The sequence below is a fragment of the Bradyrhizobium sp. 160 genome, from assembly GCF_023073735.1.
Taxonomy (GTDB): Bacteria; Pseudomonadota; Alphaproteobacteria; order Rhizobiales; family Xanthobacteraceae; genus Bradyrhizobium.
In genome coordinates this window covers 305,647-331,309 of record NZ_JADPKD010000067.1, presented here as the reverse complement: position 1 = coordinate 331,309, position 25,663 = coordinate 305,647, and the positions used below count along the sequence as shown (strand labels likewise).

The following is a 25,663-nucleotide window of genomic DNA, read 5'->3' as shown; positions in this document are numbered from 1 at the left end:
GTAGCGAACGGAGGGGTGCAATGATCACGCGACGAAGCTTCACCGCGGGCGCAGCGACGCTGCTTGCGGCCGGCCACATCTCCACTCGCGCCCGGGCGGCGGGCGTGAGCTGGGACATGTCGACGGTCTGGCCTGACGGCAATTTCCACACCCAGAACGCTTTTGCCTTCGCCGAGGAGGTGAAGAAGCAGAGCAGCGGCACTGTCAACATCACGGTGAAGGCCGGCGGCCAGCTCGGCTTCAAGGGCCCCGAGCATCTGCGCGCCGTGCGCGATGGCCTGGTGCCGCTCGCCGACGTCCTCAACATCCAGCAGGTCGGCGACGAGCCCTTCATGGGCGTCGAGAGCATCCCCTTCCTGTGCGGCTCGATGGACGAGCTGAAGGTGCTGCACAAATATGTGCGGCCCGAATACGAGAAAGTCGTCACCCGCAACAACCAGAAGATCCTCTACATCGTGCCGTGGCCGACGCAATATCTGCATCTCAAGGTCAAGGTCGCCAACGTCGAGGGCCTGAAGAACATCAAGATCCGCGTCCCCGACAAGAACGCCGTCGACATGCTGAACGCGATCGGCATGGCCGCGGTCATGATTCCCTGGGGGGAGACCATCCCTGCGCTCGCTTCCGGCGCAGTGGCCGGCGTCTCGACGTCGTCAGTGTCGGGTGTCGACGGAAAATTCTGGGAGTTCCTGAAATACGTCTACCCAACCAACCACGTCTGGTCGTCGCAGATGCTCACCGTCAATCTCGATTCCTGGAAAGCGCTCAGCGCCGATCAGCAGCAGCTCATCGGCGGCATCGCCGCCAAGATGGAGCCGGGCTTCTGGGCCAACTCGCTCAAGGCCGATGTAGACAGCCTCAATCGTCTGAAGGAGGGCGGCATGGAGGTGGTGCCGGTCTCGGACGCGATGATGACCGAAATTCGGGCCAAGACCGCGCCGCAGCTCGATGCTTTCCTCAAACGCGTGCCGGCAGCCGACAAGCCGGTGCGGGCTTATCTCGCCGAAATGAAGCGTGGCTGATGGTGAAGGCGTCGTGAGCGTCTCGCCCGAAGCTCCGCAGAGCCTCAATGCAACGGCGCCGGCGCCGCTGCGCATCCTGCTCGACGGCATCGACCGCCTCGGCCGGCTCGACGGCTGGATTGGCGGCGGCTGTCTGTTGATGCTGGCCCTGCTGATGCTGTGCGAGGTCGCAACGCGCTTCCTCTCGAACTTCCTGTCGTTTTTCCCGCCGTCGATCTCGATCGCCTGGGAATACTCGTCCTATCTGATGGCGGCGTCCTTCACTTTTGGCGCCGCGATGACGCTGCGTGGCGGCGGTCACATCCGAGTCGTCCTGCTGCTCAAGAACGCGCCGGCCTTGGTGCAGCGCGTACTCGAAGTCCTGTCGGCGGCTGCCGGCTTCGCTTTCATGGCGTTCCTGACCTCAGCGATGGCGAAGTTTGCCTTCGGTGCCTATGTGCGCGGCCAGGTCTCGACCTCGAGCGATACGCCGCTGTGGTTTCCACAAGCCGTCGTCACCTTCGGCATGCTGCTCTTGACGCTTCAGTTCCTGGCGCGCGCGATCCAGGCCGTGCTCGGCCTGCCGCTAGAGGATCACCGCATGAAGGCCTCGCCCGTAGAATGATCGCTCACGCGCCAGCCTCCGGACAGCGGATCCCATGACCATCGAAGTCGTTGCCCTTTTCGTGATCCTGTTCGCGTTGCTGGCGTGCGGCGTGTGGATCGGCCTGACGCTCGCGCTCACCGCGACGCTGCTGCTCGCGATGTTCCGCTCGATCCCGCTCGACAAGCTGCTGCCGCAATATGCCTGGAACATCCTGACCACGCAGGAGCTGCTGGCGCTGCCGCTGTTCATCCTGATGGGCGAGCTGTTGTTTCGTACCCGCTTGTCGCGTTCGCTGTTTCAGGGACTCGCGCCGTGGGCTGGGCTTTTGCCCGGTCGCCTGCTGCATGTGAACGTGATCGGCTGTACCATCTTCGCCGCGATCTCAGGCTCGTCGGCCGCGACCACGCAGGTGATCGGCCGCATGTCGCTCAACGAGCTGCTGCGCCGCGGCTATTCGCGCGACATCGCGATCGGCTCGCTCGCCGGCGCCGGCACGCTCGGCTTCCTGATCCCGCCGTCCAACATCATGATCATCTACGGCGTGCTCGGCGATGTCTCGATTTTGAAACTGTTCACCGCCGGCGTGCTGCCCGGCTTCTTGCTCGCCGCCACCTTCATGGCCTGGGTGATGCTGCACACGAGCCTCAACCGCAGCATGGTGCCGGAGACGGAAGCAAAGCTTTCGCAGGTGCCCTGGAGCGAGCGCTTTGCGGCGCTGAAGGATCTTGCGCCGGCCCTGTTCCTGATCGGCTGTGTGCTCGGCTCCATGTATGGCGGCCTCGCAACCCCGTCGGAAGCTGCGGCTGTCGGCGTCCTCGGCGCCGCGCTTGTCGCATGGGCGCAAGGAGCGATGTCGCGGCAGGTGATGCGGGACGTGCTGATCGGCTCGGTGGTCACCTGCTCGATGATTGCGCTGATCGTGCTCGGCGCCTCGATCCTCGGCAACGCGGCTGCCTTCCTCGGCATCCCACAGGCGATTGCCGCCTTCGTGAAGGGCTTGGGCCTGTCGCCCTTCATGCTGATCGTGGTGCTGGTCGTCTTCTATCTCGTTCTCGGCTGCTTCCTCGACGGCTTCTCGATGATCGTGATGACGCTGCCGATCGTGCTGCCGATCGTGAAGGCGGCGGGCTTCGATGAGATCTGGTTCGGCGTCTTCCTGGTGCTGGCCGTCGAGATGGCGCAGATCACCCCGCCGGTCGGCTTCAACCTGTTCGTGATCCAGGGCCTGACCGAAGATGGTCTCGGCTACATCGCCCGCGTGACGATGCCGTATCTGATGATCATGATCGGCTTCGTGCTGCTGCTGACGCTGTGGCCCGGCATTGTCACGCTGCTGCCGCGGGTGCTCTACGGATAGATCGTGCCGTCCCGGCCGGTGCCGGGACGGCATTGCGACGCCTCAGGCTTACGCCGCGGCCTTCTTCCGCGCGAGCTCGGCCTTGTACAGCTCGAACTCCTCCGCGATCGCGCGTGCGATCGACGGCCGCTGGCGCAGGCGCTCGTAATAGGCCTTCAGGTTCGGCCATTTCGCGAGCTCGATCGGCGGCGTCGCCATGGTCCAGTTGATCACCGTGACGAGATAGGCATCAGCGACACTGAAATGGTCGAGCAGGAATTCACGTCCCTTGAGATGATTGTCGAGATAGTCGAGCCGCGACAGGTTCTTCTCCAGCGCATAGGCCTTGGCCTCCTGCGGCGCCTTGCGGTCGAGCAAGGGGACGAACAAGGCCTTGTGTAGCTCGGTGCCGACAAAGCAGAGCCATTGATGCAGCCGCGTGCGCTCGATACCGGCGGCGGCGGCGAGGCCGGATTGCGGAAAACGATCGGCGACATATTGCAGGATCGCGGCGTTCTCGGTCAGCACCACGCCCTCGTCGGTGCGCAGAGTGGGCACGAGGCCAATCGGGTTCACGGTGCGGAAGTCGGAGCCGTCGTTCAGCACTGTCTTGGTCGGCGGATCGACTTCGAGATAGCTCGCTTCGGCGCCAGCTTCGTACAGCGCGACGCGGGTCGCCATCGAGCAGGCGAGCGGCGAGAAATAGAGATCCATCTGTAGCCTCCTGGGGCAATTCGTTCTGGGGTGTCGCTCAACCTGGCCAGATTGATTTTTATACTGTCTTGCATAATATAAGACCGGTCAAGGATTATCTTGCGAAATGGTACAAAAATCGAAGCCGCCGGTTGCTGCCAGCGGACCCAAGCGCCGCGGCCGGCCGCGTGCCTATGAGCCCGGCGTCGCGCTTGGCAGGGCGCTCGACCTGTTCCGCAAGCAGGGCTTTGCCGCGACCTCGCTGGACGATCTCAGCGAAGCCACCGGCATGAACCGGCCGAGCCTCTATGGGGCGTTCGGCGACAAGCGCGAGCTCTACATCAAGAGCTACCAGCGCTACCGGGAGGAAGCGCGCGCGTCGATGGCGGAGATCTTTCGCCAGGAGATGCCGGTGCGCCAGCGCCTGGAGCACATCTTCGCGTCCGCGCTAAACATTTATCTTTCGGGCGACACTGGTCCGCGAGGCTGCTTCACGGTGGTGACTGCGGCATCCGAGGCAGTGAGTGATCCCGAGATCCGCGCCATGGTGCTCGACGGTCTCACCGAGCTCGACAAGGCCTTTGCCAGTTGCTTCCGCCGCGCCAAGGAGAAGGGCGAACTGCCTGATAGCGCCGAGCCGGCGGTGCTGGCGCAGGTCGCATCCGCGACCGTGCACACGATCGCCATCCGCTCCCGCGCCCACGTTCCGCGCAAGGAGCTGGAGGCGATCGTCAGCGGCGCGATCGACCTGATGGTGGGGATCGGGGTCAAAAACTGAGCCGTCCGGTGCAGGCCGGGACGACATCGAGGGTGAGGCGCGGTCGTGCGTCTTGCCAAACCGGACGGAGCGCTAATACCCTCTCGCCCGATTCACCACGTTCTCCAGCACGCCGCCCGCTTCGAACCGCGCAATCTGCTCGGCGACGTAGGCCGAGATCGCATCCGCGTCAGTGTCGGCCGCATTGTGCGGCGTCAGCAGCACCTTGGGGTGGGCCCAGAACCGGCTATCCGCTGGCTGCGGCTCCTGGACGAAAACGTCGAGCGAGGCGGCGCCCAGCGTGCCGTCATCGAGGCAGGCCAGGATGTCGGCTTCGTTCTGCAAGCCGCCGCGGCCGGCGTTGATCAGCACCGGCGCGCCGAGCGGGCTCTTACGGTTGAGCTTTGTGAAGACGTCGCGGTTGAGGATGCCGTGCGTGTCAGGCGTCAGCGGCAGCAGGCAGACCAGGATGTCGGTCGTGCGCAGGAACGCGTCCATTCCGGCTGCGCCGTGGAAGCATTCCACGCCCTCGATCGCGCGCGGGCTGCGGCTCCAGCCGGTGACGCGGAAGCCGAGCCGGCGCAGCACGGCGGCCGCATCACTGCCCAGCGTGCCGAGCCCCATGATGCTCACTGTGACCGCGCTTGCAGGCCATTGATAAGTCGGCTCCCAGCGCTTCTCGCGCTGGCACTGGCGCAAATAGAGCTCCTGGCGATGGTGCATCAGCACATGTAGCACGACATATTCAGTCATGCGGTTGGTCAGGTCGGGCACTGCGACGCGCACCAGCGGCACATCGGGCAGGCTCCTGTCGGCCATCAGCGCGTCCACGCCGGCGCCCAGATTGAAGATCGCACGCAGATTGGGGAAGGCACCGAGATCGCCCGGCACCGGTTTCCACACGGCGGCATAGTGCACCTCGGCCGGATCGAGCCCCGCATCAGGCAGCAGCACCACGCGACGGCCGCCGCAGACCGTCTCGAACCGGGCCTTCCAGCGCTCCGGCAGCCAGTTCTGCTGCGTGCTGTTGACCAGGACGGCCAGTGTGCCCAGGGTCATTCGAAGTGCCTCGTCGAGTTCCGCTTGAGAAGGCCCTCCTTGGCACGATCTACCGGATTTTTCTTGCAAATTTTTTCCGCAGCCCTGTCGGGGCGAGGCATATTGGCGCGTCTTTAGAACAGACGAGGGAAGTGTCGCCTATGCTTTATGCCATTCTTTGCTACCACGATGAGGACTTCGTCGGCTCCTGGAGCAAGGACCAGGACGAGGCCGTGATGAAGAAGCTCGCCGTGGTGCAGGAGAAGCTCACCAAACAGGGCCGGCTCGGGCCGGTGGCGCGGCTGTTGCCGACCACCGCGGCGGCGACGCTGCGCAAGGAAGACCCGCCGCTGGTGCTCGACGGCCCCTATGCGGAGACCAAGGAGCAACTCCTCGGCTTCTACATCGTCGACTGCAAGAACCTCGACGACGCGCTCGACGTCGCCCGCGATCTCGGCGCTGCCAATCCCGGCGGCGCCTATGAGGTGCGTCCCGTCGGCGTGTTCAGGCCCGGAGGGAATCTGACGTGAGCGAGGCCGACACCGCCTGGATCGAGACTGCGCTGACCTCGGCGCGCCCTCAGGCGGTCGGGGCGCTGCTGCGCTATTTCCGCGATCTCGACACCGCCGAAGAGGCCTTTCAGAACGCCTGCTTGCGCGCGCTGAAAACTTGGCCGCAGAATGGCCCGCCGCGCGATCCCGCGGCCTGGCTGATCATGGTCGGCCGCAACGTCGCGATCGACGAGGTCCGCCGCGCCCGCAAGCAGCAACCGCTGCCGGACGACGACCAAGCGATCTCCGATCTCGACGACGCCGAGGGCGCGCTCGCGGAGCGGCTCGACGGCTCGCACTACCGCGACGATATTTTGCGGCTGATGTTCATCTGCTGCCATCCGCAACTGCCGGCGACGCAGCAGATCGCGCTGGCGCTGCGCATCGTCTGCGGCCTCACCGTGAAGCAGATCGCGCGCGCCTTTCTGGTTTCGGAGGCCGCGATGGAGCAGCGCATCACCCGCGCCAAGGCAAAGGTCGCCGACGCCGGCGTACCCTTCGAAGCGCCCGGCGCGGTCGAGCGTTCCGAGCGGCTCGCCAGCGTCGCGGCGATGATCTACCTGATCTTCAACGAGGGCTATTCGGCGAGCGGCGATACCGCGGAGCTCCGCAAGCCGCTGTGCGAAGAGGCGATCCGGCTGGCGCGGCTGCTGCTGCGGCTGTTTCAGAGCGAGCCGGAGATCATGGGCCTGACGGCGCTGATCCTGTTGCAGCACGCGCGCAGCGCCGCCCGCTTTGCCGCGGATGGGTCGCTGATCCTGCTGGAGGACCAGGACCGTTCGCTCTGGAACGGCACCATGATCGCGGAGGGCCTTGCCCTGATTGACAAGGCGATGCGTCACCGCCACAGCGGGCCCTACCAGATCCAGGCCGCGATCGCCGCGCTGCATGCGCGGGCATCGACGCCAGAGGAGACCGACTGGGCGCAGATCGACCTGCTCTACGGCGCGCTCGAAGTGCTGCAGCCCTCGCCGGTGGTGACGCTCAACCGCGCCGTCGCGGTCTCCAAGGTGCGCGGACCTCAGGCCGCGCTGGACCTGATCGAGCCGCTGGCGCCGAAGCTTGCCAACTACTTCCATTTCTACGGCGTGCGCGGTGCCTTCCTGATGCAGCTCGGCCGCAACGACGAGGCCCGCATCGCCTTCGACCGCGCCATCGCGCTCGCCAACACCTCAGCGGAAGCCGCCCACATCCGCATGCATCTGGATCGCCTGATCCGGGACAGCCAGCCGAAGCCGAAGGAAAGCGCCAAGGCGAAATAGGGCGCAAACCGTCGCGGTCGTCATGTCCCGGCTTGTCCCGGGCAGCCCAGTCTTGCCATCGGCGAAGAACGTCGATGGCCGGGGCAACGCCCGGCCACGACGTGGGGTGGGCAGCGTGCCAAAAATTTCGTTTCAATCTTGTCGGCCGGGGCCTCGCTCGTTCGTCCTATGCGTGTGTCCCGGGAGCCCATCCATGCTGAAAGCCATTGCCGTCATCGCAATCGTCCTCGCGGCCGGAATTGCGGCCGTGCTGGTCTTTGCCGTGACGAAACCCGACACATTCCGTGTCGAGCGCACTCTCGCCGTGAAAGCGCCGGCCGACGCGATCTATCCGCAGGTGGCCGATTTCCACCGCTGGACCGCCTGGTCGCCCTACGAGAGCCGCGATCCCGCCATGAGGCGGACCTTCGGCGGAGCCGCGGAAGGTAAGGGCGCGAGCTATGCCTGGGACGGGAACAACAATGTCGGCGCCGGCCACATGGAGATCCTCGAGGCGAACGCGCCTTTGAGGCTCCGCATCAAGCTTGATTTCGAGCGCCCGCTCGAAGGCCATAACAGCGCCGAGTTCACCTTTGTGCCGCAAGGTGATGCCACACTGATCACGTGGGCGATGTATGGTCCGGCCCCGTTCCTGTCCAAGCTGATGCAGGTGTTCATCAACATGGACAGCATGATCGGCAAGGATTTTGAGGCCGGCCTCGCCAGCCTGAAGAAGCTCACTGAGAAGCAATAAGTCTCACAGGAAGCGAAGAGGAGAGAAACGATGCTCAATCCCTATCTGTTCTATCAGGACACCTGCGAAGCTGCGTTCAACTATTACGTCAAGGTTCTCGGCGGCAAGATCGATGCCATGATGCGCGCCTCGGACGCGCCGCCGGAGGTGCCCGCCTCGCCCGGGCGCGAGAAGATGATCATGCATGCGCGAATGTCGCTGCCCGACGGCAGCGTATTGATGGCCTCCGACGCGCCGCCCGAGCATTTTCAAAAGCCACAGGGCTTTTCGATCTCGCTCACGGTCAAGGACCCCGCGGACGGCGAGCGCAAGTTCAACGCGCTCGCCGACGGCGGCAGCGTCACCATGCCCTACAGCAAGACGTTCTGGGCCAAGGGTTTTGGCATGTGCGTCGATAAGTTCGGCATTCCCTGGATGGTGAACTGCCCGGCGGAAGGAATGTGACGGGCGCGATCGCCCACATGGTCGATTGAATGTGATCCCCTCTCTCCAAAGCCGCGGGAGAGGGGACACATAATGGATCGTACGGAGCGTGGAGCCGCTCCGTCAGGCGCGGATCGGCCGTTCATCCTCTCATCGGATTGATCCGGTCACGTCCGCGCCCGGCGGCGACGCTTGCACTCAGCGAGGGCAAATCACGAGCTTCGTGCCGAGCTGCCTGTTATTGTCCGCTTCGATCTCGTCATGGACCGCCCACCACGCCTCGGAGTATGGCCGCAGGGTGCCGAGCACGCGTTCCCGCTCCCGATTGGGATCATTTGCCGCGGGGACGGGATTCGTTGCGTGCCGTTTCGCGATTTGAGGGCGGTTCGGGCGTTGTTGGGGTCTTGGCCGAGGCTATCCCACGCGATCGGGCGACGCTCCTGCGCCGGTGCGACTGCGCATCCGGGAAAACTTGCATCGCGTCGGTCAAATGGAACTTAAGGCAAACCAGTGGGCCGGCATGGCCGAGGAATGAATTGGCGATTCGCATCACTTTGCGCGAGCAGTGCGGCCGCTTCGTGAAACGATGCGGACTGCATCGCACAACAATTGACGCAATATTGGGCTGTGCTCTGCACGTCAGAATCGTTATTTGTGAGTCATAAAATCTACAAACTGGGATGGACGTCACTTGGAAGGGGAGCGACCGATGGCGGCGGCGCTACAGATCAATTTTGCTCTTTGGGGGATGCTCATCTGCGTCAGCATGAAGCTGGTGCCGGTGATTCAGACTCTCTTTTGAAGCTAGCCAGCGCGTGATGGCGAACAACCCCGGTGCGCACATAACGTGCGAGCACAGGGAACCCGCCCTATGGCCTCGGACCAGCCAAGCCAAGGGCCATTGGAGCGGCGGCTGGCAAATTGGTCAGCGGCAGCGCGGGTAGATCGCGGCGAGATCACGCCCCTTGAGCAAGAGCAGCCGCGAAGTGAGGCCGCCACGGCGGCTGATCCAGTCGCGCACCGGGCCGGGATAGGCCGCAAGCACCGCGACCGATGCCTCCGGCTCGGCATAGATGTGCCCGCGCCGGTCGATCGAACGTGCGGCATGGAAGCCGAGCACCGCCCGCTTGGTGACACAGATGCGCTCGCCTGGCACGATGCTCAGCACCAGGGTGCAGGCGGACAGGCAAGGACCATCGATCACCACGCGCTCGCCGCTCTCGCGCACCTGCTCGAACAGGTCGAGGAACGGCCCGACCTGTCCGCCCGGCGATTGGATGATGCGGATCTCCGCGGCCGCGGGCGCAGAGGCGAGCAGAGCTGTCGCGAGCAGCCAGGTTTTGAAGGTGACGCGTCGCATGGCACTCTCCGAACTCTCGACATCAAGGTGGGCAAAGCCACCGGTCGCGCGAATGCGCGCCCGATGACAGGCTCCGCGTGCCAGCATTGGCACCGCTGGTCCGGAACGAGGGTGGGCACGGCGCGTGTGCGCCTTTGCCCACCTTACCCGTGCCTACCCGTTGCGCCGCTGGCCGCGCAGTGTCGGCAGGCCGATACCCGCCGCATCGAAGCCGCCATCAACGGCTAAAATTTGGCCAGTGATGTAGCTCGCATTTGCCGAGCACAGGAAGTAGATCGCGTCCGCGAGCTCCTGTTCCAGGCCGTAACGGTTGAGCGGAATGGCGTCGTGATAGTCGGCGCGGATCTCCTTGGTGTGCACCTGCTTCGCCATCGCGGTGTCGACAGGCCCCGGAGCGACCGCGTTGACGCGGATATTGAGGGAGGCGAGCTCGACCGCGAGCTGCTTGGTGAGGTGCGCCAGCCCCGCCTTGCTGGTGCCGTAGGCCGAGCGCAGCGTCGAGGCGCGCACCGCCGAGATCGAGGTGATGTTGACGATGGCGCCGCCAATGCCGTCGCGCATCAAGGGCACCGCTGCCTTGGTGCAGAGGAACGGGCCGGTGAGGTTGACTTCGAGCACGCGGCGCCAGTCAGCCTCCGACGTCTCCATCAGCGGCGCGAACACCGCGATGCCGGCATTGTTGACGAGCGCATCCAGCCGGCCGAATTGCCGTTCGAGCGCGGTCATTGCAGTGGCAACCGCAGCCTTGTCTGAGACATCGCAGGTGAGCGCCAGCGTCGCCTCGCTCTGGCCGATCTCGGCGACCGCGCGGCCGAGCAGTTCGCTCTCGACGTCGAGCAACGCCACGCGCCAGCCCTCGGCGAGGAACTTCTTCGCGGTCGCAAGCCCGATGCCGCGCGCAGCTCCGGTGACGAGGGCGACTTTTTGTGGGGCTTGCGGCATTGGTGATCTGTCCCTGTCGGAAACGTAAGCCGCGCGGCGGCCAACGCATTTTACTTTGCTTTCGTTCCGACAAGAAGGGCAACCGAAAGTCAATCCCCGTCACATCGCGGTTGCCGGGGGGAGGGGGGATCGCTAGGTGCCGCTGATGCCGCGCCTGGCCTCGGGTTCGCCGGCATCAGGTCTCGTCAAGTTTCCCCGCGTGGCGGATCGAGGCTTCGCAAGGTCGAGTTCATCACGTCGGAAACGGGGGCTCGGCCGCATCGACAGCCGTTTTCGCCGAAGCCGCGGCGACTGGCTTCCAGATCGACCAAATTATCTCCAGGTCGGTGTCGGCTCGAGGAGATTGCATTCGTCTTACTTGGGAGCAGGGGCCGGACCGGCCCCCTTCCATGCATATCACGGAGCACGTCCATGCGTTTCATGGTGATCGTCAAGGCAAACCAGGATACCGAGGCCGGCAAGATGCCGAGCACGGAGATGCTGGCGGCCATGGGCAGGTTCAACGAGGAAATGGCCAAGGCCGGCGTGATCGAGGCCGGCGAGGGCCTGCATCCGACGGTGAAGGGCGCCCGGCTCAGATATTCAGCGCGGTCGGAGGCAAGCGTCACCCGCGGTCCGTTCGATCTCTCCCCCGATCTGATCGCCGGCTTCTGGCTGATCAAGACTGCATCGCTCGACGAGGCCATCGCCTGGATGAAGCGTGCGCCGTTCGACTCCGGCTCCGAGATCGAGATCCGCCAAGTGTTTTCGGCCGACGACTTTGGCGAAGCCTTCACCCCCGAACTGCGCGAGCAGGAAGAGCGCACGCGCGCCCATGCGGCGAAGAAATAGCTCTCCGCCGCCGTCATTCCGGGGCGCGGATAGCGCCAGCCGGATCCATCGGCGGCAGCAATAGCGATGAATGGACTCCGGGGCTCGTGACTTCGTCGCGCCCCGGAAGTGACAGCGAATAACGAGGAACTCCCATGCGATTTATGATGCTCATGATCCCACTCGGTTACGAGAGCGCACCGCCGGACGTGCAGCTCGATCCAGAACGCGTTGCCGCGATGATGCGCTACAACGAGGCGCTGAAGGATGCCGGCGTGCTGATCACGCTCGACGGCCTGCATCCGCCCTCGATGGGCGCACGGGTCTCGTTTGCGACCGGCGTGCCTGTCGTGACCGACGGGCCTTTCACTGAGGCCAAGGAGGTCCTGGGTGGTTACTGGATGATCGAGGTCGCCTCGCGCGAGGACGCGATCGCATGGGCCAAGAAGTGTCCGGCCTCGCCGAACGAAATCATTGAGATCCGGCAGGTGCAGGAGATGAGCGACTTTCCGCCCGACGTGCAGCACGCCGCCGCCGGATTCGACGAGCTGAAGAAGTAGCCACAGCGGTCGCGATGAATCGCGGCTAGCGTCAATCGATCAACAAGGAGAGAACCGATGAGCACCGAACAGAAATTTCTCGCCGTCTATCTCGGCAGCATGACGGGTGCGAAAATGGCGGCCTGGCGCGCGCTGCCCGAGGCCGAACGGAAAGCAAGGGAGCAGGAGGGCATGGCCGCCTGGCACGGCTGGGTCGAGAAGCACCAAGCCGTCATCGTCGAGATGGGCGGCCCGCTCGGGAAGACCCGCAGGATCGACGCAAGCGGCATCACCGAGGTCAGCAATGCCCTGACCGGCTTCACGGTCGTGCGGGCTGCCTCGCAAGAGGAAGCAGCCAGGCTGTTCGAGAACCATCCGCATTTTGCGATCTTCCCGGGCGAGGCGATCGAAGTCATGCCCGTGCTGCCCATTCCGCAGATGTAGCTTCGGTCGAACTCCTTTCCGGGCCGATACTGACGCATCGGCCCGGCCTGACGTGAAAATACGGGTTAATGACGCCTCATCGCCGCTAGTGACCTTCACGTCCGCCTCATGTAAAAGTCGTTCACATGAGCTGGCGCAAGGAGCAACGCCGCGCCGAGCGCGGCTATCACCACGGCAATCTGAAGGAGGCCCTGTTGCAGGCCGCTCTCGGGCTGATTGCCGAGAAGGGCGCGGCCGGCTTCACCTTTGCCGATGCTGCGCGCATGGCCGGGGTCAGCGCGGCGGCGCCCTATCGGCATTTTCGTGACCGCGACGAGCTGTTGTCCTCGATTGCCCAGCGCGGCTTCGAGCAGTTCGAGGCGCGCCTGACTTCGGCCTGGGACGATGGGCGTCCCGACACGGTCACCGCGTTCGAGCGCGTCGGCAAGGCCTATCTCGCCTTCGCCCGCGAGGAGCCCGCTTTCTATAACGCGATGTTCGAATCCGGCCTGCCGGTCGATGCCAATCCGGCGCTTCAGGCCGCCAGCGAGCGCGCCTTCAACATCATTCGCGCCGCCGCGGAGCGGCTCGCCGCATTGGCGCCTCCCGGCACGCCGCGGCCGCCGGCGATGATGATGGCGCTGCACATCTGGTCCATGGCGCATGGCGTGGCCTCCTTGTTTTCCCGCGGCGATGCCGCGCGACGAAAACTGCCGATGTCGCCGGATGAACTGCTCGAAGCCGAGGTGCTGATCTATTTGCGTGGTCTCGGCTTCCCGACGGATCGCCGCCCGCAGAAGAGCGCCGAGCCGCCGCCAGTGCCACCGGAGGCGTCCTCCGGTTCAGGCGTGCCGCCCGGCGGCCCCTGGGGCAAGCCGAAATAAAATTGCGCAAATAATTCGGCGACCCTGTCTGGCGGCTGGCTTGACAAAATCGCGGGATGGTCTAGCTATGTAAATGTTATTTACATTCACAACGGCGCTGATGCCGTCATGGAGATGGAAATGGCCTACACCGCTGATGTCAATCGATGGCGCGGCCCCTCGGACCAATACCAACAGTACCAGCGTCCTCACATGCTGGAGACGCCCTGGCATCCCGGCTGGATCGCCGTGACCATTCTCGGCTTCATCATCTGGTGGCCGATCGGACTTGCCCTTCTCTTTTTCACACTCGGGAGCAGAAGAATGTCGTGCTGGAGCCACCAGGATCGCTGGCAGAACAAGATGGAGAAGATGCAGTACAGGATGGACCGCATGCGCGATCGCATGGAGCGCCGTGGCTTCGGCTTTGGCTTCGGCCCGCCGTCATCCGGCAACCGCGCCTTCGATGAATATCGCGCCGAGACGCTGCAGCGGCTCGAGGAAGAGCAGCGCGAGTTCAAGGATTTCCTGACCCGGCTGCGTCACGCCAAGGACAAGGAGGAGTTCGACCAGTTCATGGCGCAGCACAAGACCCGTCCGACCCCGCCGCCGACCGACCAGCAGCAGGGTTGACACCTCTCAAAGCCTTCAGGCGCATGCCCCCAAAGTCCTGATGGCCCCGAGCCGCCCGCCTGCGCAACCCGCAGGCGGGCGGTTTGGTTTTCGGGGAAGGCGGCGGTCAGCCGCGACGTTCAGGTCGTGATCGCGAGCTGCGCGCGGACCGACGCCAGGAAGTGTTCGTAGGCGTGGTCCACGATTTCGTTGAGCGATCGTGTTCGCGCGAACATCGCCTTGGCCTCGGCGAGAAACTCGTCCCGGCTCGGGATCTTCGGCAGATGCAGATGCGTCAGCGCATCGACGCCTTCGTGCGCGCGGTTGAGGATGTCGTGCAGCGTCGGCAGTTGCAGCTGGGCGAGGTCTGCCCGGCGCCGCGCCGACGAAATCGCATGGGCCAAGGTCTGCGCATCGAACCGTCCGGCAAGTTCGCGGGCCGCCCGATTGATGACCCGCGCGCCGAGCGGCTGCTCGTTGCGCAGCACCTGTTCGGGCGGCGCCTTCATGTTCCAGACGACGCCGATCCACGACAAGACCTTCAGGATGTAATAGGTCACGTCGATCTCCCACCAGCGAAAGCCCTGTCGCACGCTGCTCTGGTAGGCGTGGTGATTGTTGTGCCAGCCCTCACCCAGGGTGAACAACGCCAGCAGCCAGTTGTTGCGGGAATCATCACCCGTCACGTACCGCTTGCGTCCATGCACATGGGCGAGGGAATTGATGCAGAAGGTCGCGTGATAGACCAGCACCGTGCTCCAGAGGAAGCCGACGACCAGACCTGACCAGCCCGCCACCAGGAAGCAGAGCGCTGCAAGCACAAAGGCCGGCAACAGCTCGAGCCGATGCAGCCACATCAGCTCCGGATAAGCGGCGAAATCGGCGATCTTCACGAGGTCGGTCGAGTCGTGCTGCCGCGAAAAAATCCAGCCGAGATGGCTGTAGAGGAAGCCGCGGTGACGCGGCGAATGCACGTCGGTTTCGGTATCGGAATGCAGGTGATGGTGCCGATGCTTGGCCGCCCACCACAACACGCTCTTCTGCGCGCTGCTCTGCGCGAGGCAGGCCAGGATGAACTGAAACACTCGGCCGGTCGCAAATGCCCGATGTGAGAAGTAGCGGTGGTAGCCGGCTCCGATCGCAAACATCCGCACGCAATAGAGTGAGACGCAGATCACGACGGCCTGCCAATCGATGCCTGACCAGATCGCTGCAACGCAGCCGAGATGGACCAGCAGAAACGGCAGGGCGGAGGGATACATGATGTCGTCATGCTGGTCGTCGGCGGCGGTGTTGGGCGACATGTTTTCAGAGTGACCTTGAACGAAGAGGATGCGTTTCGCTCCGGCGCGGCCAAAGTCGGCCGCCCGTGAAAAACCCCGCTGATGGCGTGCCACCGCGGGGTCGCGAACGAGATGCTTTGCCGGTACATTCGGCCAAACCGGTCGGCCGAAGCTCGACGAACATATGGTCCTGAATGCCTGCTATGCAAGCACGTAGTCTCACGGAAACGGCACCGAGCGCACGCCAGGTCGAGCGCAGCGGCCGATCACCGAGGATTTCGACCATGCCACCGGCATGATGATCGGCGCCGAGGTGGTGATCGGCGGAGGTCACAAGCCTTTCAGAACATCAGCATCGGCACCGCGTCAGGCGGCCCGCCGGTGGTTCTCGCCGCCACGATCCGGCGTGACCGGCTCCGAACTGGTCTGGCCTGGCGCGTCCAGCACCGCGACGTGATGCCGATACACCATCTCCCAGCCCTTCCATCCCGTGAACAGGAGGATGCCGACGACGATGAGCGACAGCACCACGCCCCACGGCTTGACCGCAGCTTCAGTGCCTTGCGCGTAGCGGAGATAGAAGTTCACCAGCGCCAGCACGACCGCTGCGAGATTGCCGACCATATGGTACCAGGCATCATTCAGGCGGCGGATCCGGGGCTCGCTGAAGAAGTCCGTAAAGCCGGCCGCAGCAGCAACGAGCGCCATGACAATGCCGGCGCCGATCAGCCAGATCGCGGCGCGCGCCCAGAAAGCATCGCCGGTTCCGATGAACGCCAGATCGGCGACGGGCGCGCCGACCAGGAACGCGACGGGGAATGGAATCAGCATCGGGTGCAGAGGGTGGTCGCCGACCGCGGCGGTCGTTTTGGGGTTGATGCTCATGGAATACCTCGCCAAAAATGAATTTCCAGGACAACTTTTCCGGGCGAGGGCTGGTTCCTGCAGGCGCTGGACGGCGCTCTGCATGCTGTCTGCAGGTATGAAGCGGAACTCCCGTGCCCGACGCAGCGGACCCGCCTGCCTCCCATCCCCCTGCGCTGCCTGCCTTTCCCGGAGCCAAATTCGCTGCCGGTAACCCGCCATTAACCAACGCCGGGCTCTGGTAATTGCGGACAGTCGCGCCCGAAGCCGTGTCGAGGCCCATAGTTTTGACATCTTGGCGGGGAATGCAGGCGACCGGCTTTGGATGAGCCTTTGGACGAGCCCTGCACCCCAAAAAGACAAGGCTTTTGAGCGGGCTTGCCAGCCGCGCCGGTTCTAGCGCGGCTGTTGGGGAACACCGGCAGCCATTTGCTGGCCGAAGGATGTTGGGTAACGACCGCCTTGAGAGGATACTGCTTATGAATCCGGCCGACGTGGCTCAGTCAGCCCTTCCGGTTGCTGCCTCCGCCGACGTGTCGCTGATTGCGCTGTTCTGGCAGGCTCACTGGATCGTGAAAGCGGTGATGCTGGGACTTCTGTCCTGTTCGGTCTGGGTCTGGGCAATCGCCATCGACAAGATCTTTCTTTACGCGCGCACGCGGCGCTCGATGGACCGATTTGAGCAGGCCTTCTGGTCCGGCGAATCGATCGAGGAACTCTATCGCACGCTCTCGGCCAAGCCGACCCATTCCATGGCGGCCTGTTTCGTCGCGGCGATGCGCGAATGGAAGCGTTCCTTCGAGAGCCCTGCCCGCTCGGTCGCGGGCCTCCAGATGCGCATCGACAAGGTGATGAACGTGTCGATCGCGCGCGAGGTGGAGCGGCTGGAACGCCGACTCCTGGTGCTCGCGACCGTCGGCTCCGCCGGCCCCTTCGTCGGCCTGTTCGGCACCGTCTGGGGCATCATGTCGAGCTTCCAGTCGATCGCGGCGTCGAAAAATACCTCTCTGGCGGTGGTGGCCCCCGGTATCGCGGAGGCGCTGTTTGCGACCGCCGTCGGCCTTATCGCCGCCATTCCTGCCACTATTTTCTACAATAAGTTCACCTCCGAGGTGAACCGGCAGGCCCAGCGGCTCGAGGGCTTCGCGGATGAATTTTCCGCCATCCTGTCGCGTCAGATCGACGAGCGGGGCTGACCGACGGCATGTATAGTGTGAAGGGCAAATTGGGCACCAGATCATGGGCATGAACGTCGCGAGTTCGTCCGGAGGCGGCGGGCGCCGCAGCCGGCGCAAGCCGGTCATGGCCGAGATCAACGTCACTCCCATGGTCGACGTCATGCTGGTGCTGCTCATCATCTTCATGGTGTCGGCACCACTGCTCACCGTCGGCGTGCCGCTCGATCTGCCGCAGACCCAGGCGAAAAGCCTCGAGCAGAACGACCAGAAGCCGATCCAGATGTCGGTCGACATCAAGGGCAAGGTGTTCATCAACGACGCGGAGATCGCGATCAACGAGCTGGTGCCGAAGCTCAAGGCGATCACGGACGCCCGCGGCGGGCTCGAGGAACGCATCTATCTGCGCGCCGACAAGAAGGCCGATTACGGAACGGTTGCCAGGGTGATGGGCCTGTTGTCCGGCGCGGGCTTCAAGAAGCTGGCGCTCGTCACGGAAGCGGATCAGGGGTAGGCCGTGAAGGTGAAGGTCGACAAGACACTCGTTGCGTCGATTGCTCTCCACGTCCTCGTGCTGGGATGGGGGCTCGTCACCTTTAGCAGCAAGGCCTATGTGGCGCCGGAAGAGTCGCTTCCGATCGACATCATCTCCTCGGATCAGCTCGCGAAGATGATGGCGGGGCAGAAGACCGGCGACAAGGACAAGCCGAAGCCGAAGGTGGAGAAGATCGCAGAGCCCAAGCCCGAGGAAGACGCTGTCGGCAAGATCACCGAGAAGAAAGAGCTGATCAAGACCAACTCGACGCCCGAGCCGCCGCCAAAACCCGTCGAGAAGCCGGTCGAAAAGAAGCCCGAGCCGCCGAAGCCGGTCGCCGAGGCGAAGCCGAAGGAAGAGCCGAAGCCGCAGGAAAAGAAGCCTGATCCGGCCAAGGAAGATCCGATCGCCGAGCTCCAGAAGAAGTTGGAGACCAAGAAGCCGCCGCCAAAGCCGGTTGAGCAAAAGGTCGCGGCGGTGCAGCCGCAGCAGCAGCCCAAGCCCAAGGAGCGCACCTTCGATCCCGCGCAGATCCAGCGCGACCTCGACAAGCGCGCGGCGACCCGGCACGAACTCGCCGGCGCGGCGCTGAACGCATCGGCCTCGCTGGGATCGGCGACCGGGACCGCCGCCAACAACGTCGCGACCTGGCGTGGTGCATTCCAGGGCGCGGTCAAGCGCTGCTTCACGCCCACCTATAACGGGCAGGACGCCGATCAGTATGAAGCCGACATCGACATTCCCATGAAGATCGACGGATCGCTGGCATCAGAGCCCATCGTCGTCGCGGTGAGGGGACCGTCGCGGTCGATCGCCCAGGCGGTGGCGGAGAGCGCCAAGCGCGCCATCGTGCAGTGTCAGGTCTACTCCTTCATGCCGAAGCAGCAGTACGAGAGCTGGAAGCTCATTCCCATGACTTTCGGCCTGAAAGATATGTTGTGACATCCAAACAAAAGATTTTTGCAATGAATGACGTCCGATCGATCAACCGCCGCCGCTTCATGACCCTGACGGGATCGACGCTCGCGATGCTCGGGGGCGGCCCGGCCTTCGCGCAGGGCCAGGAGCCCCGCCTTCGCATCGATCCCACGGCATTCCAGCCGATCCCGATCGCGATCACCAACTTCGTGCCGGGCTCGCCCGCCGACGGCGACGTCGGCAACGGCGTCACGCAGGTGATCACCAACAATTTGAAGCGCTCGGGCCTGTTCGCGCCGATCGATCAGGCCGCCTTCATCGAGCGCATCAGCAACATCGACGTCGCGCCGCAATTCCAGAACTGGAAAACCATCAACGCGCAGGCCCTCGTCACCGGCCGCATGACGCGGCAGCCGGACGGCCGCCTCAAGGCCGAATTCCGCCTGTGGGACGTGATCTCCGGCCAGCAGCTCGCCGGCCAGCAATATTTCACCTCGCCGGAGTATTGGCGCCGCATCGCCCACATCATCTCCGATCAGATCTACGAGCGGATGACCGGCGAGAAGGGCTATTTCGACAGCCGCGTGGTGTTCGTGGACGAAACCGGGCCGAAGGAGCGCCGCGTCAAGCGACTTGCGATGATGGATCAGGACGGCGCCAATGTTCGCTACCTGACGCGCGGCTCCGACCTCGTGCTGACGCCGCGCTTCTCGCCCAACTCGCAAGAGATCACCTATATGGAGTTCGGCCAGGGCGATCCGAAGGTGTATCTCTTCAACATCGAGACCGGCCAGCGCGAGATCGTCGGCAATTTCCCCGGCATGACCTTTGCGCCGCGCTTCTCGCCAGACGGCCAGCGCGTCATCATGAGCCTGCAGCAGGGCGGCAATTCCAACCTGTTCGTGATGGATCTGCGCTCGCGCTCGACCACGCGCCTCACCGACACGCCGGCGATCGACACTTCTCCTTCTTATTCTCCAGATGGCACCCGCATCTGCTTCGAGTCCGATCGCGGCGGCAGGTCGCAGATCTATGTGATGGCGGCGGGCGGGGGGCAGGCGCAGCGTATCTCCTTCTCCAAGGACGACACCAACGCCAGCTATTCGACACCCGTGTGGTCGCCGAAGGGCGATTACATCGCCTTCACGAGGCAAGGCGGCGGGCAGTTCGCGATTGGCGTCATGAAGCCGGACGGCTCCGGCGAGCGGCTGCTCACCTCCGGCTTCCACAACGAAGGCCCGACCTTCTCGCCGAACGGCCGCGTGCTGATGTTCTTTCGCGACCCGGGCGGCAACAGCGGACCGTCGCTGTACAGCGTCGACATTTCGGGGCGCAACGAGCTGAAGGTGCCGACGCCAGGCTTCGCCTCAGACCCGGCGTGGTCGCCGCTATTGTCTTCGACGGCGGGCCAATAAAGAATTACGCGGTTAGACGCGCAACGTTGTCGAAAAGGCGCGCAGATTTTTTCGGCTTCGCTGAGGAAAGCAAGCTTTCCTTCACCTTGCGCTCGGCAAGGCTTGCCTAGTCGCTTGAAATATCAGTAGAAATAGGTTCGCCATTGCCGCAAAACAACTCGACTTTAACGATGTTCCCTCAGAAAGGCTTCATCTGGGTTGAGTAAAACTACGCGCCAAACAGGACGCGCGTACAAACACCAATGCAGTTCGCAAGCCAGAGCGGAGAACCTGAGGAGCAGGCCTCGCCGACGATTTCGGCGGCACTGACCGATTCGCTGTTCGAGGCTCCTGGCACGGTGCTTACCGGCATCATCTTCTCGGCGTTCGCGGCATCCTTGACAGCGCTGAAGACGGGACAGACGCTGATTTGGGGGTTTGTTCCTCTTCTCGTTCTCGCAGGAGCTATACGGGCCTTCGATTTGAGCCGGTACCAGGCTCGAAAATCGGTCCTGAGCGCGGAACAAGCAGCCAGTCTGCAAATGCGCTACCAAGTCGGCGCGCTCATCCAGGCCGTCGTGATTGGTCTATGGTGCTCCACGACGCTGCTGAGCAATGACGACGCCATCGCTCACATGATTGCCCTCTCGGTCACCACCGGAATCGTGGCGGGAGGAGCGGGGAGAGCTTACGGACGGCAGTCGATATTTCGTCTGCAAGCCACGTTGATATTCGGCCCGGCTGTGGTCGCGCTGGCGCTGCGCGGCACGCCCTATTACGTGGCAATGTCCGTCGTGTGCGCCGCGTTCCTCCTCTCGGTCATGCGGCTCTCCGGCAATCTGCACAAGATATTCCTGCGCGCGGTTATCGCACGCGAGCGCGAGGCTGCGCTCGCCGGCCAGTTCGACACGGCCCTCAACAACATGCCGCACGGGCTCTGCATGTTTCGCATCGACGGCCAACTCGCGGTGATGAACCACCGCTTTGGCGCGATGATGGACCTGCCCGACAATCTCGCCCAGAACGGCACGAGCGTGCGCGGCGTCATCGCAGCATGCGTCGAAGCGGGATCGATATCGGCCGCGAGCGGCGACCTGATCATTGCCGACATCGAAACCGCGCAGGCGAAGGAAATCATCACCACCGACCCCGATCCGCGAAGGAACCGTTCGCTGTCATGGACCGTCCAACCGATGGCTGATGGCGGCGCGGTGGTACTGCTCGAGGACATCACCGAGCGGCGCAACGCCGAGGCCAGGATCAGCCATCTGGCCCGCTACGATGATCTCACGGCGCTGCCGAACCGTGTCAATTTTCGCGACGAGATCGAGCGGTTGCTCGCCGTCGCGCGGGATTCAGCGCGTCTATCCGCTCTGCTCTTCGTTGATCTTGACCAGTTCAAGCAAGTCAATGACACGCTGGGCCATCCCTGCGGTGACCAGCTCCTGTGCGCGGTGGCCAACCGTCTGCGCGAGATGCTGCGCCCCGAGGATTTCGTCGCCCGTTTCGGCGGCGACGAGTTCGTCGTGTTTCAGCAGAACCTCTCTTCGCCCGAGGACGCAGCTGCGCTGGCCCGCCGCATCGTCGAGCGGCTGAGCGAGCGCTATCGCATCGACAACCATCTGGTCGAGATCGGCGCCAGCGTCGGCATCGCACTGACCTCGCCGGATGGCACCAGCGCCGATACGCTGCTCAAGAACGCCGACATGGCGCTGTACCGCGCCAAGGCCGACGGCCGCGGCACCTTCTGCTTCTTCCGCGACGAGATGGCGGCGACGGTCGAAGCCCGCCGCATTCTCGAGCTCGACCTGCGCAAGGCGCTCGCTCACGAGGAGTTCGAGCTGTTCTATCAGCCGCTGGTCAATCTGAAATCCGGCAAGATCACCACCTGCGAGGCGCTGCTGCGCTGGAATCATCCGGTGCGCGGCACGGTCTCGCCGGTCGACATCATCCCGGTTGCCGAAGACATGGGCCTGATCGTCGATCTCGGCCGCTGGATCCTGCGCCGCGCCTGCATGGAATGCGCGAAGTGGCCGGAGGGCGTCAGCGTCGCCGTCAACTTCTCGCCGCAGCAATTCCACCAGCGGGACGTGCTGAGCGAAATCCGCTACGCGCTCGAAGTGTCGGGCCTGCCGGCGCATCGGCTGGAGATCGAGATCACCGAGTCCTCGCTGCTGCGCAACACCCAGCTCACGCACGACATCCTGTCGCAACTGCATGCGCTCGGCGTGCGCATCTCGCTCGACGATTTCGGCACCGGCTACTCCAGCCTCAGCTATCTGCACAATTTCCCGATGCAGAAGGTGAAGATCGACCGCTCCTTCCTGGAGGGCATCGACACCGACCGGCCGCTGACGCTTTTGCGCGGCGTGGCGAGACTGTCGGCGGACCTCGGCATGTCCGTCGTGGTCGAGGGAATCGAGACCAACGAGCAGCTCGAGCTGATTAGTGCCGACGGTACGGTGACCGAGGGACAGGGTTATCTGTTCAGCCGGCCGGTACCGGCGGTGCGGGTGCGCCAATTGCTCAATGCCTCGCACGGCATTCGCGGCGGCAAGGATCAGGTGGTCGCCGTATCGCGATCGATCGCCTGATTTCCAGTTCTCAAGATTTCCCTTCGTTTCAGCTCGCTCAGGCATCACCGTAGTCGTACGGGGTTAACCGTATCCGATTCAAGTCTTTGCAATTCCGTTAAGGAACCATTAATCTCTACCTACTCGCAGAGGTTGTCGGAGCGTAGAGATTGCAGATGAAGTCAGGGGCCGAACCGCAGACGGCGCTCCTTCCGCGCGGAGCCGCGCTGTTCGATCGCATCGACTATCGCCTCCTCGAAACGCCGGAGGACAATGAAGCGCTGTATCGGATGCGCTACCGCGCCTATCTGCAAGCAGGACTGATCCCACCGTCCGAGTCCCAGCGGGTAACTGATCGCTTCGATAGCGCGCCCAACGTTTGGAATTTCGGCGTCTACGTCGCAGACGAACTTTGCGCTGCCGTGCGCATCCACGTTCTGACCTCCGACTGGCGGATGTCCTACACCACGGAGGTGTTCGGCGACGTCCTGCATCCTCGCCTGGACCGGGGCGAGGTTTTTGTCGATCCGTGTCGATTTGTTGCCGATCCCGAAATGCAGCAGAGGTTCCCTGAACTGCCCTATCTGACGGTGCGGCTGCCTTTCGTAGCTTGCGAGCATTTCAATGCCGATGTCGGACTTTCGATGGTGCGGACCGATCATCAGGCGTTCTACCGCCGCGTGTTCCTGTCCGAGACTCTCACTGAGCCGCGTTCATTTCCGGGCTGGCCGACGAAGAAAGCCGTCCTGATGGCCTCGAATTATCCCGAGGTCCGGGAAAAGATCCTGACGCGTTTCCCGATCATGCGCTCGAGCGCGTTTGAGCGGCGGATGCTATTTGAACGGGGCACCCACCGGATCGCCGCATCCAGGCCGGTTCTTGTTGCCGGCGCTGTGGCCGCCCAAGCCTGATCCCTCCAGCTCGTTTGTGGTTTCATGTGGTTTCAGCCGCTGGCAGCCGGGTTCTATCCTGGTGCAAGCGCGCGTTCTGGCCATGAGCACCGCTTGCCTTCACCCTTGCGCCACATTTACAACCCATTAACCATAATGGGTGCTTTTCGCTGGTTGGGGGCATTTGATCGGCTGAGGCAAGGTTCCGTCAAGGTTGACGGAACGTTCGCTTAACCAACCCCCTGTAGACCGGACGGCAGTGGACTAACGCGAGCGTGGAGGCTCCGGAATGAAACATCCTATGCGTATCCTCCAGGGATTGAAGCTGGTCGCGGTGCTTGCCGTCGCGCTGTCGATGGGCGCCTGCGCCAACAAGAATGCTGCGACGGATGCGATGGCCAACGCGGCGACGCCGGGCAGTCAGCAGGACTTCGTCGTCAACGTGGGCGACCGCGTGTTCTTCGAAAGCGACCAGACCGATCTGACCCCGCAGGCGATCGTGACCCTGGAGAAGCAGGCGCAGTGGCTGCAGACCTATCCGCGCTACAGCTTCACCATCGAAGGCCATGCCGACGAGCGCGGCACCCGCGAATACAACATCGCGCTCGGCGCCCGGAGAGCCCAGTCGGTGCGTTCGTTCCTCGCCTCACGCGGCATCGATCCGAACCGCATGCGCACGATCTCCTACGGCAAGGAGCGGCCGGTGGCCGTCTGTAACGACATCTCCTGCTGGTCGCAGAACCGGCGCGCCGTCACCGTCTTGAACGCGAGCTCCTGACGCTTCAGTCAGGTGCCGTTCAGCTTCAGAACTCGATTATGCCGGCGCCCTCTCGGGCGCCGGTTTCGTTTCAGCATTCTGTGACAGAAACCCCTTGGTACCAGTCACATTTTTGGCGTACTCCACTTCAATGTGTGGCGCGTCGAATGTTCCGTTGCAGGCCATTTCGCTTTTGTCGTCAGGGCAAGATGTCATCCAGATTTAAGGTCTTTACCGGCACCGCGGCGATTGCCGCGCTGCTCTCTTTGTGCTCGCCCGCACTTGCGCAGTCGGTCTTCGCGCAATCGGATGATGCCGACCCCGAGATGCGGATCGAGCGGCTGGAGAACCAGCTGCGCCAGCTCACCGGCCAGAACGAGCAGCTGCAATATCGCAACCGCCAGCTCGAGGAGCGGCTGCGGGCGCTGGAAGGCGGCGCGCAAGCCGCGCCCGGACAGGCGCCCAGCGTCGCGGCGATGCCGCCTGCCCAGATCGCACCGAGCCAGGTCGCGCCGGGCTATCGCCAGCAGCAGCCGCAACAACAGGCCGTGCAGCCGAATTACGAGCAGCCGCAGATCGCTGCTCCCGCGCCGATCGTTCAGGAGCAGCCGGCGCCTGGCGCACCGGGCACGCGCCGCCGCGGCGATGCCTTCGATCCGAACCAGAACCCGACCGCGCCCGGTGCGCCACGTGCGCTCGGCGGCGGGCAGCAGCCGATGCCGGCAGGGGCACCCGGCGGACGCGGTGCCGGCGAACCGCTCGATCTTGCCAACACGAGCCCCCGTTATCAGGCCGCTCCCCCGGCCGCCCAGCCCGGCTATCCGCCGGCCCAATCCGGCTATCCCCCGCCATCAGGCGGCGCTGGCCTGACGACGCTGCCGCCCTCGGCAACGCCGCGCGACGAGTTCGACCTCGGCATCGGCTACATGCAGCGCAAGGACTATGCGCTCGCCGAGCAGACCATGAAGAATTTCGCGCAGAAATATCCGAGCGACCCGCTGCTCGGCGATGCGCAATACTGGCTCGGGGAGAGCTACTTCCAGCGCCAGCAATATCGCGATTCCGCGGAAGCCTTCCTCGCCGTCACCACCAAATACGAAAAATCGGCCAAAGCGCCGGATGCCCTGCTGCGGCTCGGCCAGTCCCTCGCCGCGCTGAAGGAGAAGGAGGCCGCCTGCGCCGCCTTCGGCGAGGTCGGCCGCAAATATCCGCGCGCCTCGGCCGGTGTCAAAGCCGCGGTCGATCGCGAGCAGAAGCGGGTGAAGTGCTGACATCTGGCGTTTGAGTCCTGACAATGCGGATGGTGCTGCGCTAAACATCGCAA

At 63.9% G+C, this 25,663-nt stretch carries 27 protein-coding genes and 1 pseudogene; 21 read left to right on the top strand and 7 right to left on the bottom strand.

Features of this window, described 5'->3' with window-relative positions; all coding sequences use genetic code 11:
* Positions 1-20 precede the first annotated feature (20 nt).
* Genes IVA98_RS29110 through IVA98_RS29100 form a run of 3 tightly spaced genes read left to right on the top strand, consistent with a single transcriptional unit; the run spans position 21 to position 2,965 of the window.
* On the top strand, positions 21-1,022 hold the full coding sequence (locus IVA98_RS29110; RefSeq protein ID WP_247301510.1) for a TRAP transporter substrate-binding protein: 1,002 nt from the start codon (positions 21-23) through the stop codon (positions 1,020-1,022).
* Complete coding sequence (locus IVA98_RS29105; RefSeq protein WP_247301512.1) at positions 1,015-1,626, top strand: TRAP transporter small permease subunit; 612 nt, start codon at positions 1,015-1,017, stop codon at positions 1,624-1,626. Before IVA98_RS29110 ends, IVA98_RS29105 begins: the two co-directional genes overlap by 8 nt.
* A gap of 34 nt (positions 1,627-1,660) precedes the next feature.
* Positions 1,661-2,965: a TRAP transporter large permease gene (locus IVA98_RS29100; RefSeq protein WP_247301513.1), complete on the top strand. Its 1,305-nt coding sequence runs from the start codon at positions 1,661-1,663 to the stop codon at positions 2,963-2,965.
* A gap of 48 nt (positions 2,966-3,013) precedes the next feature.
* Here IVA98_RS29100 and IVA98_RS29095 read toward each other — a convergent pair whose 3' ends face one another.
* Positions 3,014-3,658, bottom strand: a complete 645-nt coding sequence (locus tag IVA98_RS29095) for a glutathione binding-like protein (protein ID WP_247333761.1) — start codon at positions 3,656-3,658, stop codon at positions 3,014-3,016.
* Positions 3,659-3,764: 106 nt separating this feature from the next.
* Between IVA98_RS29095 and IVA98_RS29090 the strand changes: the two genes are divergently transcribed.
* Positions 3,765-4,415, top strand: coding sequence for a TetR/AcrR family transcriptional regulator (locus IVA98_RS29090; RefSeq protein ID WP_247301515.1), 651 nt, complete (start codon positions 3,765-3,767; stop codon positions 4,413-4,415).
* A 72-nt stretch (positions 4,416-4,487) separates the two neighbouring features.
* On the opposite strand, the gene IVA98_RS29085 is transcribed toward IVA98_RS29090, so the two are convergent.
* Positions 4,488-5,453: a 2-hydroxyacid dehydrogenase gene (locus IVA98_RS29085; protein ID WP_247356005.1), complete on the bottom strand. Its 966-nt coding sequence runs from the start codon at positions 5,451-5,453 to the stop codon at positions 4,488-4,490.
* A 140-nt stretch (positions 5,454-5,593) separates the two neighbouring features.
* Here IVA98_RS29085 and IVA98_RS29080 point away from each other — a divergent pair, with 140 nt between their 5' ends.
* The 4 genes from IVA98_RS29080 to IVA98_RS29065 all read left to right on the top strand — a co-directional run bounded on the left by IVA98_RS29080 (position 5,594) and on the right by IVA98_RS29065 (position 8,422).
* Positions 5,594-5,962 carry a YciI family protein gene (locus IVA98_RS29080; RefSeq protein WP_247301518.1) on the top strand — a complete coding sequence of 123 codons (369 nt, stop codon included), beginning with the start codon at positions 5,594-5,596 and terminating at the stop codon, positions 5,960-5,962.
* A complete protein-coding gene (locus tag IVA98_RS29075; RefSeq protein WP_247301520.1) occupies positions 5,959-7,245 on the top strand; it encodes an RNA polymerase sigma factor in 1,287 nt (428 codons plus the stop codon). Before IVA98_RS29080 ends, IVA98_RS29075 begins: the two co-directional genes overlap by 4 nt.
* A 193-nt stretch (positions 7,246-7,438) precedes the next feature.
* Positions 7,439-7,978 (top strand): SRPBCC family protein, encoded by a 540-nt coding sequence (locus tag IVA98_RS29070; RefSeq protein ID WP_247301521.1) that lies wholly within the window; start codon positions 7,439-7,441, stop codon positions 7,976-7,978.
* Between the two features lie 30 nt (positions 7,979-8,008).
* Positions 8,009-8,422 carry a VOC family protein gene (locus IVA98_RS29065; protein ID WP_247301523.1) on the top strand — a complete coding sequence of 138 codons (414 nt, stop codon included), beginning with the start codon at positions 8,009-8,011 and terminating at the stop codon, positions 8,420-8,422.
* Between the two features lie 177 nt (positions 8,423-8,599).
* Here the strand turns inward: IVA98_RS29065 and IVA98_RS37805 are convergent.
* The 3 genes and pseudogenes from IVA98_RS37805 to IVA98_RS29055 form a co-directional block, all read right to left on the bottom strand.
* Positions 8,600-8,877, bottom strand: a pseudogene (locus tag IVA98_RS37805) (hypothetical protein); the annotation flags it as partial.
* A gap of 449 nt (positions 8,878-9,326) precedes the next feature.
* Complete coding sequence (locus IVA98_RS29060; RefSeq protein ID WP_247301525.1) at positions 9,327-9,761, bottom strand: hypothetical protein; 435 nt, start codon at positions 9,759-9,761, stop codon at positions 9,327-9,329.
* A gap of 153 nt (positions 9,762-9,914) precedes the next feature.
* On the bottom strand, positions 9,915-10,703 hold the full coding sequence (locus IVA98_RS29055) for an SDR family NAD(P)-dependent oxidoreductase (protein WP_247301526.1): 789 nt from the start codon (positions 10,701-10,703) through the stop codon (positions 9,915-9,917).
* Between the two features lie 411 nt (positions 10,704-11,114).
* Between IVA98_RS29055 and IVA98_RS29050 the strand changes: the two genes are divergently transcribed.
* The 5 genes from IVA98_RS29050 to IVA98_RS29030 all read left to right on the top strand — a co-directional run bounded on the left by IVA98_RS29050 (position 11,115) and on the right by IVA98_RS29030 (position 13,971).
* Positions 11,115-11,534 carry a YciI family protein gene (locus tag IVA98_RS29050; RefSeq protein WP_247301527.1) on the top strand — a complete coding sequence of 140 codons (420 nt, stop codon included), beginning with the start codon at positions 11,115-11,117 and terminating at the stop codon, positions 11,532-11,534.
* A gap of 134 nt (positions 11,535-11,668) precedes the next feature.
* Positions 11,669-12,073, top strand: a complete 405-nt coding sequence (locus tag IVA98_RS29045; RefSeq protein WP_247301528.1) for a YciI family protein — start codon at positions 11,669-11,671, stop codon at positions 12,071-12,073.
* Between the two features lie 57 nt (positions 12,074-12,130).
* Complete coding sequence (locus IVA98_RS29040) at positions 12,131-12,496, top strand: YciI family protein (RefSeq protein WP_247301532.1); 366 nt, start codon at positions 12,131-12,133, stop codon at positions 12,494-12,496.
* A gap of 125 nt (positions 12,497-12,621) precedes the next feature.
* Complete coding sequence (locus tag IVA98_RS29035; RefSeq protein WP_247301534.1) at positions 12,622-13,359, top strand: TetR/AcrR family transcriptional regulator; 738 nt, start codon at positions 12,622-12,624, stop codon at positions 13,357-13,359.
* A 120-nt stretch (positions 13,360-13,479) separates the two neighbouring features.
* A complete protein-coding gene (locus IVA98_RS29030; RefSeq protein WP_247280203.1) occupies positions 13,480-13,971 on the top strand; it encodes a DUF2852 domain-containing protein in 492 nt (163 codons plus the stop codon).
* A gap of 119 nt (positions 13,972-14,090) precedes the next feature.
* Here IVA98_RS29030 and IVA98_RS29025 read toward each other — a convergent pair whose 3' ends face one another.
* Both IVA98_RS29025 and IVA98_RS29020 read right to left on the bottom strand, forming a co-directional pair.
* Positions 14,091-15,254: an acyl-CoA desaturase gene (locus IVA98_RS29025; protein WP_247301536.1), complete on the bottom strand. Its 1,164-nt coding sequence runs from the start codon at positions 15,252-15,254 to the stop codon at positions 14,091-14,093.
* A gap of 345 nt (positions 15,255-15,599) precedes the next feature.
* Positions 15,600-16,118: a DUF2231 domain-containing protein gene (locus IVA98_RS29020; protein ID WP_247301537.1), complete on the bottom strand. Its 519-nt coding sequence runs from the start codon at positions 16,116-16,118 to the stop codon at positions 15,600-15,602.
* 458 nt (positions 16,119-16,576) lie between these two features.
* Here IVA98_RS29020 and tolQ point away from each other — a divergent pair, with 458 nt between their 5' ends.
* The 8 genes from tolQ (at position 16,577) to ybgF (ending at position 25,610) form a co-directional block, all read left to right on the top strand.
* Positions 16,577-17,293, top strand: a complete 717-nt coding sequence (gene tolQ / locus IVA98_RS29015) for a protein TolQ (protein ID WP_247356094.1) — start codon at positions 16,577-16,579, stop codon at positions 17,291-17,293.
* A gap of 43 nt (positions 17,294-17,336) precedes the next feature.
* The gene (gene tolR / locus IVA98_RS29010) at positions 17,337-17,786 is read left to right on the top strand and encodes a protein TolR (protein ID WP_028173005.1); all 450 of its coding nucleotides are present in this window, start codon (positions 17,337-17,339) and stop codon (positions 17,784-17,786) included.
* A gap of 3 nt (positions 17,787-17,789) precedes the next feature.
* Complete coding sequence (gene tolA / locus IVA98_RS29005; RefSeq protein WP_247301538.1) at positions 17,790-18,749, top strand: cell envelope integrity protein TolA; 960 nt, start codon at positions 17,790-17,792, stop codon at positions 18,747-18,749.
* Positions 18,750-18,772: 23 nt separating this feature from the next.
* The gene (gene tolB / locus IVA98_RS29000) at positions 18,773-20,140 is read left to right on the top strand and encodes a Tol-Pal system beta propeller repeat protein TolB (RefSeq protein ID WP_247356003.1); all 1,368 of its coding nucleotides are present in this window, start codon (positions 18,773-18,775) and stop codon (positions 20,138-20,140) included.
* A gap of 242 nt (positions 20,141-20,382) precedes the next feature.
* Positions 20,383-22,713, top strand: coding sequence for a putative bifunctional diguanylate cyclase/phosphodiesterase (locus tag IVA98_RS28995; RefSeq protein WP_247333757.1), 2,331 nt, complete (start codon positions 20,383-20,385; stop codon positions 22,711-22,713).
* A 155-nt stretch (positions 22,714-22,868) separates the two neighbouring features.
* Positions 22,869-23,603 carry an N-acyl amino acid synthase FeeM domain-containing protein gene (locus tag IVA98_RS28990; protein ID WP_247301624.1) on the top strand — a complete coding sequence of 245 codons (735 nt, stop codon included), beginning with the start codon at positions 22,869-22,871 and terminating at the stop codon, positions 23,601-23,603.
* Between the two features lie 268 nt (positions 23,604-23,871).
* On the top strand, positions 23,872-24,360 hold the full coding sequence (gene pal / locus IVA98_RS28985) for a peptidoglycan-associated lipoprotein Pal (RefSeq protein ID WP_035704649.1): 489 nt from the start codon (positions 23,872-23,874) through the stop codon (positions 24,358-24,360).
* A 188-nt stretch (positions 24,361-24,548) separates the two neighbouring features.
* A complete protein-coding gene (ybgF, locus tag IVA98_RS28980) occupies positions 24,549-25,610 on the top strand; it encodes a tol-pal system protein YbgF (RefSeq protein ID WP_247301543.1) in 1,062 nt (353 codons plus the stop codon).
* Positions 25,611-25,663 lie beyond the last annotated feature (53 nt).